Origin of the sequence: Nostoc sp. (genome assembly GCF_036917535.1) — a bacterium.
Taxonomy (GTDB): domain Bacteria; phylum Cyanobacteriota; class Cyanobacteriia; order Cyanobacteriales; family Nostocaceae; genus Nostoc.
The window spans coordinates 26,491-41,534 of record NZ_JBALDA010000084.1 but is presented as its reverse complement, the minus strand read 5'-3'; the positions used below and the strand labels follow the sequence as shown (position 1 = coordinate 41,534).

The window sequence follows — 15,044 nt, the reverse complement described above, 5'->3', positions numbered from 1 at the left end:
TTGAAAACTATACCTGTTATTTTGGCTTTTCTGTCAATGCGTAAGTCCTAAATATACTAGGAGGAAATCCAAAAACTAAAAATCGCACTATAAGCTCGAAGTAATCAAGACTCTCCATCAGCCAAAACTAGTTGAGCGATTACAAATAAACAAGGGAATACTGAAAGCAGGTAGTCTATTTTATTTATTATGACAACGAACAGTAATGAAGCGTCGAACCACTTAGACCTGCAAAAGTGTTACAAACAGCTACAGCTAACGCTTCAATATCAAAAAATATTGGCGAGGATTCTGGCTAAGATTCGCACATCTGTAAACATAGAATCTCTCTGTTCGACTTCTTGTCAAGATATTTGTCGGCAATTGAAGATTGAGCGAGTTGCAATCTACCGTTTTAACACTGACTGGAGCGGTAGTTTTATTGATCGCTTGGGCTTTGCAGAACATCCTTGGGATGCATTGACCGCATTTGGACAGGACTTGGTGTGGGAAGATTCGCATTTGCGAGAAACTCAGGGAGGGCGATATCGCAAAAATGAGCCGTTTGCTGTGGCTGATATTTACGATGCAGGGCACGCTCGCTGTCATATTGAGGTATTAGAACAGTTTCAGATTCGGGCGTATGCGATCGCACCGATTTTTATTGGTGCAAAATTGTGGGGAATGCTTGCAGCTTATCAACACTCCGCTCCTCGGCAATGGTGTTCTCACGAAGTTGAATTCTTCGCTCAAGCTGCCAGCCATCTCGGTCTAGCAATGCAGCAAGCAGAAATCCTAGAACAGACTAAACAACGCACAGCAGAACTACAAGATGCGATCGCACGGCAACGTGCGTTGACGGAAGTGGTAGGAAATATTCGCTCGTCTGTGAACACCGAAATTATTCTAGACACTGCCTGTCAAGAACTTTGCAAACTGCTGAAGTTAGAGCGAGCAGCAATTTACCGCTTTAATGAAGACTGGAGCGGCGAATTTGTCAGCCAATTCGGGATGGTAGAAGCGCAGTGGGATAGAATCCATTCTTTTGGCAAAAATCTCGTTTGGCAAGATACCCACCTCCAAGAAACCAAAGGTGGACGCTACCGCAATAACGAAAGTTTTGTTATCAACGACATCTATCAAGCCGGACACTCGCGTTGTCACATCGATGTTCTGGAGCAATTCAAGATTCGGGCATATACCTTAGCACCCATCTTCATCGGCCCAAAACTGTGGGGACTGATAGCAGCCTATCAACACTCCGGGCCGCGCCAATGGGCAAATTATGAAGTGGAATTCCTGGGACAGGTAGGGGCACAATTGGGAGTGGCGATTCAGCAAGCCGAGAATTTAGCTCAGTCGAAACAACAGGCAGTTGCCCTCAAAGATGCGATCGCTCGCCAACGAGCATTAACTGAAGTAGTCGGTAAAATTCGCTCCTCTTTAAATATTGATTTAATTCTAAAAACTACTTGCCAAGAAGTATGTAAACTGCTGCGAGTTGAGCGGGTTGGCGTTTATCGCTTCAATGAAGACTGGAGTGGTGAATTTGTCAGTAATTTCGGCATGGTTGAGGCACAGTGGGACAGTATTAATCCTTTTGGCAAAAATCTCGTTTGGGAAGATACCCACCTCCAAGAAACCAAAGGCGGACGCTACCGCAACAACGAGAATTTTGCTGTAGAGGATATCTACCAAGCCGGACACTCGCGCTGTCACCTAGAGATTTTGGAGCAGTTCAAGATTCGCGCTTATGCGTTAACCCCAATTTTTGTAGGACGGAATTTGTGGGGATTGGTGGCTGCCTATCAACATTCTGCACCACGCCAGTGGGATAGTGTGGAAGTGGAATTTTTGGGACAGGTTGCTAGCCAAATGGGAGTAGCACTGCAAAGTTCTCAAATGGTGACTCAAATTCAAACTCGCGCTGATGAACTGCAACAATCGGCTGAACAGCGGCGGATTTTATTTGATTTGGTTGTCAAAATTCGGGAATCGTTAGATTTGGAGACGATCTTTAAGACTACAGTACAGGAAGTGCGGCGATCGCTAAATACGGATCGAGTTGGCATCTTCCGTTTTGACCCGAATGTCGGTTTTTGCAGCGGTGAATTTATTGCTGAAGATGTGTTACCCAAGTTCGATTCTACCCTCGCCGTGAAAGTGCAAGACTATTGCTTCGGCGATCAATACGCACCGCAATATCGCCAAGGCCACGTGCAAGTGATATCTGATGTCAACAGCGTTGGCTCCAAAGTGCCTCATCTGGATGTGATTGAGCGATTCCAAGTCAAAGCACAAATTATTGTGCCGTTGATGGAAGGTGATGAACTGTGGGGGTTGTTGTGTATTCATCAATGCACCCATACACGTGATTGGGAAGAAGCTGAATTGGAATTTGTTACCCAAGTGGCAGCTCAACTCAGTGTAGCGTTACGTCAAGCCAACTTGTTTCAACAATCCAGTTTGCTAGGTCAAACTCGTGAAGAAGCGAATCAACTTGCCCAGGCACTGAATGAACTGCGTACTGCCCAAATGCAAATTATCCACGCTGAAAAAATGGCCAGTTTGGGGCAACTGGTGGCGGGAGTTGCCCATGAAATTAATAACCCGATTAATTTCATCCACGGCAACTTGGAACACGCTCACCAATACACGCAAGAATTGCTTCGCTATGTAGAGCTTTATTGGCATCATTATCCCGATGCCGCACCAGAAATCCAAGAGTTCTTTAATAAAGCCGAAATAGAGTATTTGGTTGACGATTTACCTCAATTATTCCAGTCCATGCAGGTCGGCACAGAACGCATTCGTGAAATTGTCACATCTTTGCGGAACTTCTCGCGCCTAGATGAAGCTGACTTCAAACCAGCAAATATTCACGAAGGCATCGACAGTACATTAATGATTTTGCAAAACCGTTTGAAGCCCTCAGCCGATAGTCTCACCATTTATGTGAGCAAAGATTATGGTACTTTACCTTTAATAGAATGCTATCCCGGTCAGTTAAATCAGGTATTTATGAATTTGCTGTCCAATGCCATTGATGCTCTAGAAGAACGAACCACACAAGAATCTTCTGAAACACTGGCAAAAAACCCCAGCAAAATCCGAATTTCTACCTCCCTGCTCAATAAAGATTGGATTGTCATTCGCATCGCCGACAACGGACTTGGGATAGATGAAAAAGTCCTCTCTCGACTGTTCGATCCATTTTTTACTACCAAGCTTGTCGGTAAAGGTACAGGGTTGGGATTATCTATCAGCTATCAGATAGTCACAGAAAAGCATAACGGCAAGATATACTGCCAATCTGAACTTGGCAAAGGTACAGAATTTGTGATTGAGTTGCCGATTTATCAGGTCGCAGCAAGAAAATCAGTAGCTAAAGTCAAGGTATTAGACCAGGTATAAGCAAAGAGGCAAAGTGATAATTTTTATCAGTTAACCTGAAAAATTATCACTTTTTTACTCAGCACTTACTACTGTTTTGGTAACAGTAGTATTGCATAATTGTTTTACCTTTTCAGTAACCCAATCAACACGATCCTTTCCCCAAAATCTTTCGCCTTCCACTACCCAAGTTGGTACTCCAGGACAACCAAATTGCTCGTATTGTGCCAAAGCTGCCAATGCTGCTTGTTTAGCTGCTTCCCCGTAGATTAACTCAAGAATGCGATCGCCATTCAACCCAACATCATTTGCAACTTTCTTAATCACAGACTCATCGTTAACATCCAGAAGGTCAATGTACGACGCTCGAAAGAAAGCCGCATCAAGCAGATGCTCCTTCCCAGTTCCACAAGCAGCGTAATACGCCCTCGCGGGAAGTTCTTCGCGACCAAACTTCATTTTCTCCCAGCGCTTGACCCACCTACCAAATTCTTCAAGTTCCTTGAGCCGAATTTCAATGCCATACTTTTTTGCCCACCGCAGACAATCTTCTTTGTGATACGACGATAACAGGGCAGTTTCACCTCGTCCTTGGAGGTCAGCTACTTTTATACCTCGCTCTTTCGGTATGTAGATTGGTCGTCGTTCAATATCAACAGGTAAACCCTGCAATGCTTTTTCAGCAAGAGCGATACCAATATATGAATTTGACGAGTGGTATATCGAGTAGGAGTACACTTTGATTCGCTGCGACATCTTGGCTACCGTAGCTACCTAACTAGATAATATTACGATTTAGCGATCGCGGCGATACGGTAGCAGTAGCAAGTATTCAAGCATCAAAGTTCCCATGCCCAATAAAGGTAATACCAATTTGAAAAAAGAATGCGACAGATACATACTCTCAAACCTTTGTGATGTCTGGCTTTCTTAATTTTAAATTTTGAATTTTGAATTTTGAATTGGTATAAGTATCTGGTTGCTACAGTCGCGGTGAAAAATACTAAGCTGGTAAATAGCACGTTTAAACTTTAGCGGAAATTTCAAATCGCATTCATCGGCGGTTTAAAATTCTCCATTGGCGAACTACCTGTAATTACATTATGTTTGATGCTCTATCTGACCGTTTAGAAGCCGCCTGGAAAAAACTGCGGGGACAAGACAAAATTTCTCAATCCAACATTCAAGATGCATTGCGCGAAGTGCGCCGCGCCCTGTTGGAAGCAGATGTCAATCTCCAGGTAGTCAAAGATTTTATTAGCGAAGTCGAAGCCAAGGCACAAGGAGCCGAGGTGATTACTGGCGTGCGACCTGATCAACAGTTCATCAAAATTGTTCATGATGAACTGGTGCAGGTGATGGGAGAAGAAAATGTTCCCATAGCAGAAGCCCAAGAGCAGCCTACCATTGTGCTGATGGCTGGATTGCAAGGTACTGGTAAAACCACAGCTGCTGCTAAGTTAGCTTTACATCTGAGGAAATTAGAGCGTAGCTGTTTGTTGGTGGCGACAGACGTATATCGCCCAGCAGCGATCGATCAGTTGGTGACATTGGGTAAGCAAATTGACGTACCAGTATTTGAACTAGGAAGCGACGCCAATCCCGTAGAAATTGCAAGGCAAGGTGTAGAACGCGCTAGGGCAGAAGGTGTCAACACAGTAATTATTGATACTGCTGGACGCCTGCAAATTGACGAAGATATGATGGCGGAATTAGCCCGCATCAAAGCAACCGTCCAACCCGATGAAACTCTGTTGGTGGTGGATGCGATGACTGGTCAAGAGGCCGCAAATCTTACCCGCACCTTCCACGAACAGATCGGCATTACTGGAGCGATTCTCACCAAATTAGATGGTGATAGCCGTGGTGGTGCTGCGCTTTCAGTGCGGCAAATTTCGGGAGCGCCGATTAAATTTGTGGGCGTGGGTGAGAAAGTCGAGGCACTGCAACCCTTTTATCCTGATCGCATGGCATCGCGGATTCTCGGTATGGGCGATGTGCTAACCCTGGTAGAAAAAGCCCAGGAAGAGTTTGACTTAGCAGATGCTGAGAAAATGCAGGAGAAAATTCTGTCAGCGAAGTTTGACTTTACAGACTTTCTCAAGCAATTGCGGATGCTAAAGAACATGGGTTCTCTGGGAGGCTTGATCAAGCTGATCCCAGGGATGAACAAGCTCTCAGATGATCAACTCAAACAGGGAGAAACTCAGCTGAAGCGCTGTGAGGCGATGATTAACTCCATGACTCGCCAAGAACGCCACGACCCCGACTTATTAGCCAGTTCTCCCAGTCGGCGGCGGCGGATTGCTGCTGGCTCCGGCTATAAAGAGTCAGATGTCAGCAAACTGGTGGGTGATTTCCAAAAAATGCGATCGCTCATGCAGCAAATGGGTCAAGGTAGCTTCCCTGGAATGCCGGGAATGTTCGGCGGTGGCGGCATGGGCAACGCCTTTGCCGGGGCTGGTAATCGTCCCCCAGCCCCCGGATGGCGAGGTTATGATGGTGCCCCAGCCACGAAAAAGAAAAAACCCAAAGATAAAAAGAAAAAAGGCTTTGGCAATCTTTAGGTATTGGGCATTGGGCATGGGGCAAAACAGTTCCGAGTTTCGAGTTCCTCGGCAAGCGAGTAAAGAAGTGAGATTCCCCACTTAGCAACGCCAGTCGCCTCAAGTCGGGAGACCCGCCCACGGCGCTGGCTCCTCAGCACGGGCTAAACGCCCCGCTACCGCTAACAGCACTCAGCACTCCTGAAGGGCATGGGGCATGGGTAATTTGCTAATGACAAATGACTAATGACAAAGGACTAATAGCAGCAAATGCTAGACGAGTGCTAAAATTAGCATTTCGGCTTACTTACCAATTAGGAGAATGATTCTTCAATCATGATCAAACTGCGCTTGAAACGATTCGGTAAAAAGCGGGAAGCAAGTTACCGCATTATCGCCATTAACAACCTCGCTCGCCGCGATGGTCGTCCCTTAGAAGAGTTAGGATTTTATAATCCCAGAACTGATGAAGTGCGACTAGACGTTCCCGCCATCGTCAAGCGACTACAACAAGGCGCTCAACCCACTGACACCGTTCGTCGCATTCTAGTAAAAGCTAATGTTTTTGAGCAGGTCAGTGCAACAGCCGCATCATAATTTCGGAACAAAACTCCCAACATCTAGCCCCAACTATGTTGAGCTGGTTCGGTTTTTGGTGCAGCCGTTTTTGGAATCTCCAGAGACATTAAGCGTCGATTGTGAAATTTCTCATGCCCTCAACCGGGTTTGGATTCGCATCGCCTTTGAAAGCACAGATAAAGGAAAAGTATTTGGTCGAGGGGGACGCAATATTCAGGCGATTCGTACAGTAATTGCCGCAGCCGCAGCCGCAGCTGGGCAATCAACATACCTGGATATCTACGGCAGCACCACTCCGGGCCGCGAGGGTATGTCTTTTGATGAAGACACAGAAGAGCGATCGCCACCGCCGATTAAGAGAGAACCGCGTGCAAATGATGGGCCTAAACCCATTGTTAAACCACGCCTCCGCTAGGTTGAAACTAGAGAGCAAATCTGAGCGGTTGTTGTTACTCCGCTCAGAATTTTTATAAAGATGGAAAGTAGCAAAAAATTTTTAAATCTTTTTTTGAACTCTTCACCACTAGGAGCGTACAGTTTTGCATTGGTGTCAACTTCAGATGAAATCTTCTGAGTGCATGAGTTTTAATCTCACCCCCAGTCCCTCTTTTAACATGGGAAATGGAAGTAAATTCTCCAGTTTCCCTTCTTTCATGTTGGGGAAGGGGTTGGGGATGAGGACAAGCTGTACGCCCCTACAACCGATTAATTTATTACAAAATTTTTTCAAAATGTAGGTAATAAAAGCATAATTTCGCCGTTAGTGAGAAAAAATTAACCTTTGTCAAATACAAATCCTCACCAATTAAGAAATACTATGGCAGGTGCCTTAACAATTCAGCTGCCGAATATTACCAGTGCGATCGCTCTTGGCGGAGATGGAGAAGAAAATCTTAAAATCCTATCTCGGCAAACAGGAGCCGCTTTAGTGCTACGCGGACAAGAATTAGTGATTTCTGGTACCGAAAAGCAAATTGATCTGGCTTCTCAATTAGTGCGATCGCTTGAAGACCTCTGGATTAAAGGCAATACTATTTCCAGTGCCGATATTTTAACAGCTCGTCAAGCCATAGATAGCGATCGTCAAGGGGAACTGCAAGATTTACAGCGAGATGTCCTCGCCAAAAGTCGCCGAGGTGAACAAGTCCGTGCCAAAACCTTCCGCCAGCGCCAATATATCGACGCACTCCGTAAACGCGATCTCACATTTGGGATTGGCCCTGCTGGTACGGGCAAGACTTATCTCGCTGTTGTTGTCGCCGTGCAAGCACTCCTTGCTAACCAGTTTGAAAAGCTGATTTTAACTCGCCCTGCCGTCGAAGCCGGTGAAAAACTCGGTTTTTTGCCTGGAGATTTACAGCAGAAAGTTAATCCTTATCTTCGCCCACTTTACGATGCTATTTATGAATTTATCGACCCAGAAAAAGTACCTAGTTTAATGGAACGCGGTGTGATTGAAGTCGCCCCACTTGCTTATATGCGGGGACGCACCCTCAATAACGCCTTTGTAATTGTGGATGAAGCTCAAAATACTACACCCGCTCAGATGAAAATGGTTTTGACTCGTTTGGGCTTCCGTTCACGGATGGTGATTACAGGCGACATGACACAAACTGATTTACCGCATCATCAACAATCGGGTTTAGGGGTGGCTTTACAAATTTTAAAACACGTTGAAGGTATTGCCTTTTGCGAATTTTCCCAAAGAGATGTTGTGCGTCATCCTCTAGTTCAGCGTATTGTTGCTGCTTATGAACAATACGAAAAGTAGGGAATTGGGCATAGGGCATGGGGTATTGGTCATGATTACTATAGATAAGTGGGTTTAAGATCAGGGCTATTTCATTCTAAATATTGACAGTATATGGTATAGTCAGCGCACAAATTCTGGGCAACGTATCTACTACCGTGTGTCAAATCGCAATTATAGAAGCCTTTACTGGACTAAAAGACCCGCGTCGCTGTGCTGGACAACGCCATACTCTTGCACTATGCCTAGCTTTGTTTACCCTTGCGATCGCAGCAGGGAATAGAGGATTTTTAGCAATTGGAGATTGGATTTCAAGCTACCACGAACAGTTAATTGACCTTTTAAAACCCCCAAAAAACAGACTACCTTCTTACAGCACCGTGCGTCGGGCTTTATTATACATAGATTACGCACAATATTCCGTATGTCTAGCAAAATTCTTTGACATCAAACCAATTTGCAAAGAGACTATTGGATTGGATGGCAAAGTCCTCAAAGGCTCGTACCAAATTGAAAATGATAATTCTAACTCCGACTCTCATCCAGCAATTATGCTGGTTAGTACTTATATTGTCGAGCGAGGATTTATTCTAGAGCCATGTGAGGTTAATGTTAAAACCAATGAAATTAAAGCAATACCTGAGTTTATTGAAAAACTAGCTTTAAAGGGAGTTGTTTTCGCCTTTGATGCAATTAATACCCAAAAAAAACTTGCGAGTTGATTATAGAGAGTGGGAATGATTATATTGCTGCTTTAAAAGGCAATCAGCGAGGTCTATTCAAAGATGTTCAAACAAATTTTATACCAGAGCTAACTTGCGAACAGATAAATAAGGGACACGGTCGAATCGAAAAGCGTTATGTCAGTATTTGTCAAACACTTGATAATATTCGTTCTTGGCCCGGACTTGTCACTTTGATCCAAGTTAAGTCAGAACGTCAGGTTTTCACCCACAATGTGATTGAAGTAACTACTGAGACTCGTTATTACATTTCATCTCTAAATGAAACGGCTCAAAAAATAGCTGAACGAATCAGAGGATATTGGGGTGTTGAGAATAAAGTGCATTACGTTCGGGATGTTACTCAAGGTGAAGATGCATCTAGAATTCGCACTATCCCCTTGCCTCAGATTTTTGCCCTCGCTCGTAATTTTTCACTCAATTTATACCGAGATAATATGTTTAAAAATATGGCACAAGCTCAACGTTTATGTTCTTTTCGACTAGACACACTCAAGCAACTTTTTAGAATGAAATAGCCCTGTTTAAGATACATCTAATTGTCTGTTCTGAATTCTAGTTCCTGACTTGGAGAATTTTTCTTCAAGGTTTCTCTGGTGGAACACAACATCCTACTGTTGCTCTAAAAGAGGTATCCTGACCATTTCGGTCAATTTCAAAGTTTAAAGTAGAGTGAAAAAGTGAAGACTTAATAATTTCTTGTACCTCTGTAGTACGACTAACTTGTTTTCCATCGACACTCAGAATAATATCTCCTGGTTGGAGACCAGCCTTTTGGGCATTTGAATTATTTTCTACTTCTTGGATCAGAATACCTGTATCTTGACTGATATTAAAGGGTAATTTTCCTTCATTATTAACTTTTTCTCGAATTTCTGAGTTGAGTTCAATCATCTTCTCAATTCCAATAGTAGAATATCCAAGAAACTCTCTTTCAACAGGAGATTCGACTAAAGTATTGTTGCTAGTGTCTCCTGAATAGTTGCGAAATATTTGTCCATTTACTCCTATTGCAATCTTAAAATTATCAGGAGAATAGGTAGGGCTTGACTCCTTCGTATGAACATCAATAGGGTTTTCTCCCAAGAGAATTAAACCGTCGGCAGACGAACAAAGTTTCATATTTTGCCTAATAGTTTGAGTATCACCTTGCTCATTAGGGAAGCGAACTATCATAATTCCTGAAGAGTCTCTCATCGATAGAAATGCCTCATGTTGAATAGGTCCATTGGCAAACCGTAATTCCCAATTTCCATTTATATGGGAACCTTTACCAGCAGAAATTTAATATAGCTAAACTGATAAGGGTGGAGGAAATCGGATATCTGCACTGAACTGCTCGACATTAACGCTCCGATGAATCGGTAAAATATATTCTAAATTTTCGTGGGGGCGGGGAATAATATGAGAAGAAAGTACCTCGCCACCATCAACTCGCAGTACCGCTTTTAGTCCTGCTTTCATCGCCACATTCACCTCGCCCACAACCCCCCGAATTAACACGGTAATTCGTCCCAAATCAGTATTTTCATAACCAACAAGGGTTACACGGGCAGCTTTACACATAGCATCTCCCACTTCCACTGCTGTGGGAACGCCATAAACTTCAATCATGCCTAGTGCTAATGTCATGCTGTCACGATAAATTTAGAATTGTTGGGTTAAATACTCTACTATAAAATTTTAATTCTTTACACAAAATTACTTAATTTTTAATCGATAAATAATAAACGTTAAATACAAAACTGCTAATGCTTGTAATCAAGAGAATTTGGAGTTTTTGCTTGCTGTTTTTTTTCCTATTGTGGGGTGGTGAAGCTTTTGCAGGAGAGTTGTCTCAAAGGTTAGCAAATTTTCCCCAATGGGAAAAACTAACTTCAGTGCAATCGGCTTCGGGTGATTTAGTTTACCCGGAATGGATGGCTGGTACTTGGAAAGTTACAAGTACCTTAGTAGATTTAGCTGCGCCTTTAGCACCAAAGATTGTCACTCCAGGGTTTGAAGGTAATCGTCGACAATTAAATCAGCCTGTGAGTTTTGTAGTAAGATTTGTGAAAGAGCAACCATCTATTGCTGGGTTAAAAATATTTCCTCAGATACGTTACAAATCCCCAATTTTAGTAGCAGATAGAGCATTTAATAGTTTGAATTTGGCAAGAGCTTATTTAGGGGATGAAGCAGTGTTATTAGTCAAAGTAGATCCAGATTCGCCTAATCGTCAAATTACGTTCTTGCGTAGCAGTCGCCAATTAGTTTCCATTGTGACTGCACGCGCTATAGAAACTACCCCTAATGGCAAGTTCATCACCACAGAAGTGTTTCAACAACTATTTAAAGGCGGTTCACGCCCCTATTTCAACTCTGTAGAATCTACTACGGCTTATCATAAACTTCCAACATCTAATCCGGCGATTGAAGCAGATCAAGTTACTGCTGTCTATCTTTCACCCCAAGATCCAGATTACTTTAAAGCTGATTCTCGACCAGTTGCTCTTTACCGCTATCGCCTCGAATTTTTCCCTCAAGAACTACTAACTACTCCCAAAGAGTGATTTGTCATCTAGCTCTTGACTACTTTGTAATACGTTTGTAATATAAAAATTCCAAGTTTACGATCGCGCTCTTGGACGGTGTGCATCATGGCCAAATTTCGAGATATTGTCAATTACTTCAGCTCTTACTGGAAACCGAGTGTTTTCGGTATTACAGCATCCAGCGTTTACGAAATTATTGATTTGGTTGTTCCTTATGCAATTGGGCAGATTTTAAACGTTTTGTCTGCTCAACCTTTGGATAAACCACTTCAAAGTGCGATCGCAATTTTTTCAGACATCACCAATTACTCAGTTACTAAAACTCTATCTTTAGGTGTATTACTGGGTTTAATTTTCGTTGTCACCGTAGTGAGAGCGCCAACACAACCCTGGTTAACCAATTGGTTTCATTGGGATATAGCTTTAAGATCGCGTCGAGATCAAAACGAAACAGCGATCGCCAAAGTTCTTACTCTCCCACTAGAATTTTATGATGAAAATAATCCTGGACGTATTGCCGGAAGAGTATCTAGAGGTATTTCTAACCACACTTTTAGTTACCCTGAAGTTGCCGGACGGTTGATTCCTAAACTGGTTCGTGTACTGGGAATTTTTGTGTTTATCTTGTTCATTGAGTGGCGGATTGCAATTTTATATCTAATTTCCTTTGTAATTATTCTCAGCTTCAGCTTGAAGAATTTACAACAGCTAATTGGGTACGAAAGTTCTCTAGATAAATATGGAGAGAACACCGAAAGCCGCACTTCCGAATTAATCACCAATATCAAAACTGTGAAAGCATTTGCTACAGAATCGAGGGAACTGAAACGGCAAAGGCAACGTTTGGATCGTGAACTATTGGTGATTGATTATCGCATCCACAAAGGTTATACAATACTAGGTACTTGGCAAAGAACTGTAATTCAGTTTTGTGTGTTTGTAATTCTAGGTTTGACTTTAGCAGCAACAGTAGATGGGAGAATTTCTCTCGGTCACTTTGTCATGACCTTAACTCTTTCTAGCATGGCTTATGCCGAATTAGAACCTATTAGTAACTTGGCAGAAGTTTTTGCTCGTCGTTATTCTCCGATGCTGCGGTTTCACGAATTTCTCCAAGAGCCAACTGGATCTGATTCAGCTAGTCTTTTAGAAGAGAGTAACCAGACAGAATCACCATTAAAATTTACTGGAAAAGTTGAGTTGTCACACGTCAGTTTTGGATATGATGCCAACCGTCAAGTTTTGCAAGATATTAACTTGTTGATTGAGCCATATCAAACAGTGGCATTAGTGGGGCGTTCTGGTTCTGGTAAGTCTACTTTAGTGAAATTGCTGTTGCGATATTTTGAACCACAAGCAGGTCAAATTCTAATTGATGGTCAAGATATTCGCACTTTGAATGTAGGTAAGTATAGACGAAGGCTAGCGATCGTTCACCAAGAAGTAGACGTTTTCAACGGTACTATATTAGATAATCTGACTTATGGCAGACCAGATGCTAGTTTAGAGAAGGTTCAAGAAGCCTGTAGGATTGCCAGAGTCGATGAAGTAGTGCAGCATTTATCCAAAGGTTATTACACCATTGTGGGGGAACGAGGTGTCAGGCTATCTGGAGGACAAAGACAACGCTTGGGAATTGCTAGAGCGTTGTTAGTAGAACCAGATGTACTGATTTTTGACGAAGCCACCTCTAGCTTGGATTATGAATCTGAGCGTTCAATTCAGCTAGCAATGCGATCGATTCAGGGCACTTGTACCACCATTGTTATTGCCCACCGTTTAAGCACAGTGCGGGAAGCTGATAAAATTGTCGTTCTAGAGCAAGGAAAGATTGTAGAAGTGGGTAGCCACAGTGAACTCTTGCGTCACGAAGGTATTTACCGCCGCTTGCACTCCCTGCAAGAAACAGGAGAACTCTTGAGTTAGGAGACATACACATCTTGGATTGTGGATTTTAAATTTTAGATTGACTTTGACAAAGAGCTAAGGGTTAACCCAAGCGTATTGGATTCAATCGACCTTATTGACAGAGGTCGATTTTTTTCAATTGTCCCCAACAATATTTTGTACAAGACTGGAAATTTTGATTGCAAAACAATCAAAAAAATAACGCCTACCTATAGTTTAATTATGGCGGCGCTATTTTTTTAATTTAATTCACAGTTAAAAATAGTTAAATGAATCTGCTAAATCTTAGTCATTGATTGACTGCAATTTTTTATACAGCACTGCGGTTGGTTAATAAATTCCACAAGAAAACTGCAACAATTGCACCAAGTACGGCTACTGCAATACCCGGAATACTAAAACTAGTAGCGGTTAGGGTTAAGGTTCCCGTACTGAAGAATACACCCAAACTGCCGCCAACAAAAGCACCGACGATTCCTAATAATATGGTTCCTAAAATTCCGCCACCTTGATGACCAGGGTAGATAGCTTTTGCGATCGCACCAGCAATTAGACCTAAAACAATCCAAGCAAGAATATTCATTGTTGTTAAGTTGGTAAACGTTTTTGACTTACATGTAAATATTAACGAGCTTCATTTTTAACTGAATCTACCATCAGAATTAATTATGAATATCCATTAGGAATAGTTTAATTGCTACTAGATTTTTTAATATATTGCGGCTACCATCCTGCTTAGGACAAGTAGGCTATGGATAAGCCGCTCTCTAAGGATTTATCAATGTCCTAAACTGTCTGATCACTGCTATATTACCCATTTGAGGTAGATAGTCAATTAAAAAAAAGCTCCTAGTAGGTCTTTAACTAGGGGCTTACACAAACTATTGCTTGGTAATTGCAGTATATGCATTTTTAATTAGCTCTCTCCTCTACTAGAAGAATTAAGCTGAGTTTTTAGAGACTGTCTCTAAAGTAATGTAAAGGAAGCAAGATGAGGCGATTGAAACGATCGCCTATCCTTTTGCAAGTTCATGTCTAGTTTTTAATTTTTAATTGCTTATCCCACAATCGCTACCAATGACTTGATGGCTGAGAAATGAGAATAGTTTGCGGTAATACCAATGCATACTGAGAAAAATCAGACTTACTAAGGTTAGCAGTATAACGCCCAGAATCGTTGTATATGGCTTAGTGCACCACCAAAAGCCATTTGCACATAATTGCACAAGCTTCCATAAGTTAGTTATAGCAACGGACAGGGAGCTTAGGACAGCAATAAAATCACATAGTACCCTGTTGAAGGCGCGTTTCCCACGAACTGTCCTAACGGCTTTGGCGACTGCTATATATCGGCGCTTTTAGAATCGTAAATAATGATTGGTAAGGATGCTGCTGTGTTTTGTCGTGCAATTGTCATTTTAATTACTCCTTTAGACCCAAATGCTGAAGCATGAATTGGAAAATACGGTAATTCGATAGACTTTATGTTATTTATATAAGATCTCATAGCTTGATGCAATAAGCAAGTTTTAAGGGGATTGGAAAGAGGGTAAAACGGGCATTGGGCATTAGTATTAAAAATTAGGTATTTACCAGATTGAAACTATTCTCT

At 42.4% G+C, this 15,044-nt stretch carries 11 protein-coding genes and 1 pseudogene; 8 read left to right on the top strand and 4 right to left on the bottom strand.

All coding sequences use genetic code 11. The annotated features are described in order from the left end of the window. The first annotated feature begins 189 nt into the window (after positions 1–189). On the top strand, positions 190–3,393 hold the full coding sequence (locus V7K56_RS27565) for a GAF domain-containing sensor histidine kinase (protein ID WP_334915662.1): 3,204 nt from the start codon (positions 190–192) through the stop codon (positions 3,391–3,393). Positions 3,394–3,447: 54 nt separating this feature from the next. Here V7K56_RS27565 and V7K56_RS27560 read toward each other — a convergent pair whose 3' ends face one another. Then, positions 3,448–4,110: a DsbA family protein gene (locus tag V7K56_RS27560; protein ID WP_334915660.1), complete on the bottom strand. Its 663-nt coding sequence runs from the start codon at positions 4,108–4,110 to the stop codon at positions 3,448–3,450. Positions 4,111–4,475: 365 nt separating this feature from the next. On the opposite strand from V7K56_RS27560, the gene ffh reads away from it, so the two are divergent. The 5 genes and pseudogenes from ffh to V7K56_RS37270 all read left to right on the top strand — a co-directional run bounded on the left by ffh (position 4,476) and on the right by V7K56_RS37270 (position 9,508). After that, on the top strand, positions 4,476–5,939 hold the full coding sequence (gene ffh, locus V7K56_RS27555; RefSeq protein WP_334915657.1) for a signal recognition particle protein: 1,464 nt from the start codon (positions 4,476–4,478) through the stop codon (positions 5,937–5,939). Positions 5,940–6,254: 315 nt separating this feature from the next. After that, the gene (gene rpsP / locus V7K56_RS27550; RefSeq protein WP_251955408.1) at positions 6,255–6,515 is read left to right on the top strand and encodes a 30S ribosomal protein S16; all 261 of its coding nucleotides are present in this window, start codon (positions 6,255–6,257) and stop codon (positions 6,513–6,515) included. Next, entirely contained in the window at positions 6,478–6,912 is a 435-nt protein-coding gene (locus V7K56_RS27545) for a KH domain-containing protein (RefSeq protein WP_334915654.1), read from the top strand. The genes rpsP and V7K56_RS27545 overlap by 38 nt, the downstream gene beginning before the upstream one ends. Positions 6,913–7,314: 402 nt before the next feature. After that, positions 7,315–8,268 (top strand): PhoH family protein, encoded by a 954-nt coding sequence (locus tag V7K56_RS27540; RefSeq protein ID WP_334915652.1) that lies wholly within the window; start codon positions 7,315–7,317, stop codon positions 8,266–8,268. Between the two features lie 137 nt (positions 8,269–8,405). Further along, a pseudogene (locus tag V7K56_RS37270) lies at positions 8,406–9,508 on the top strand (ISAs1 family transposase). 64 nt (positions 9,509–9,572) lie between these two features. Here the strand turns inward: V7K56_RS37270 and V7K56_RS27525 are convergent. Both V7K56_RS27525 and V7K56_RS27520 read right to left on the bottom strand, forming a co-directional pair. Next, a complete protein-coding gene (locus V7K56_RS27525; protein ID WP_334915645.1) occupies positions 9,573–10,187 on the bottom strand; it encodes a PDZ domain-containing protein in 615 nt (204 codons plus the stop codon). Between the two features lie 96 nt (positions 10,188–10,283). Beyond that, positions 10,284–10,622, bottom strand: coding sequence for a carbon dioxide-concentrating mechanism protein CcmK (locus V7K56_RS27520; RefSeq protein ID WP_334915643.1), 339 nt, complete (start codon positions 10,620–10,622; stop codon positions 10,284–10,286). A 119-nt stretch (positions 10,623–10,741) separates the two neighbouring features. Here V7K56_RS27520 and V7K56_RS27515 point away from each other — a divergent pair, with 119 nt between their 5' ends. Both V7K56_RS27515 and V7K56_RS27510 read left to right on the top strand, forming a co-directional pair. Beyond that, positions 10,742–11,542: a DUF6816 family protein gene (locus V7K56_RS27515; protein ID WP_334915640.1), complete on the top strand. Its 801-nt coding sequence runs from the start codon at positions 10,742–10,744 to the stop codon at positions 11,540–11,542. A gap of 87 nt (positions 11,543–11,629) precedes the next feature. Further along, the gene (locus V7K56_RS27510; RefSeq protein WP_334915638.1) at positions 11,630–13,450 is read left to right on the top strand and encodes an ABC transporter ATP-binding protein; all 1,821 of its coding nucleotides are present in this window, start codon (positions 11,630–11,632) and stop codon (positions 13,448–13,450) included. Between the two features lie 292 nt (positions 13,451–13,742). Here V7K56_RS27510 and V7K56_RS27505 read toward each other — a convergent pair whose 3' ends face one another. Further along, positions 13,743–14,015, bottom strand: a complete 273-nt coding sequence (locus tag V7K56_RS27505) for a GlsB/YeaQ/YmgE family stress response membrane protein (RefSeq protein ID WP_334915636.1) — start codon at positions 14,013–14,015, stop codon at positions 13,743–13,745. Positions 14,016–15,044: the final 1,029 nt, after the last annotated feature.

What these genes read in the sequence shown, in the direction of transcription:
- V7K56_RS27565 (WP_334915662.1), top strand. Translation starts at nt 190, where the DNA reads ATGACAACGAACAGTAATGAAGCGTCGAACCACTTAGACCTGCAAAAG.
- ffh (WP_334915657.1), top strand. Translation starts at nt 4,476, where the DNA reads ATGTTTGATGCTCTATCTGACCGTTTAGAAGCCGCCTGGAAAAAACTG.
- rpsP (WP_251955408.1), top strand. Translation starts at nt 6,255, where the DNA reads ATGATCAAACTGCGCTTGAAACGATTCGGTAAAAAGCGGGAAGCAAGT.
- V7K56_RS27545 (WP_334915654.1), top strand. Translation starts at nt 6,478, where the DNA reads ATGTTTTTGAGCAGGTCAGTGCAACAGCCGCATCATAATTTCGGAACA.
- V7K56_RS27540 (WP_334915652.1), top strand. Translation starts at nt 7,315, where the DNA reads ATGGCAGGTGCCTTAACAATTCAGCTGCCGAATATTACCAGTGCGATC.
- V7K56_RS27525 (WP_334915645.1), bottom strand. Translation starts at nt 10,187, where the DNA reads ATGAGAGACTCTTCAGGAATTATGATAGTTCGCTTCCCTAATGAGCAA.
- V7K56_RS27520 (WP_334915643.1), bottom strand. Translation starts at nt 10,622, where the DNA reads ATGACATTAGCACTAGGCATGATTGAAGTTTATGGCGTTCCCACAGCA.
- V7K56_RS27515 (WP_334915640.1), top strand. Translation starts at nt 10,742, where the DNA reads ATGCTTGTAATCAAGAGAATTTGGAGTTTTTGCTTGCTGTTTTTTTTC.
- V7K56_RS27510 (WP_334915638.1), top strand. Translation starts at nt 11,630, where the DNA reads ATGGCCAAATTTCGAGATATTGTCAATTACTTCAGCTCTTACTGGAAA.
- V7K56_RS27505 (WP_334915636.1), bottom strand. Translation starts at nt 14,015, where the DNA reads ATGAATATTCTTGCTTGGATTGTTTTAGGTCTAATTGCTGGTGCGATC.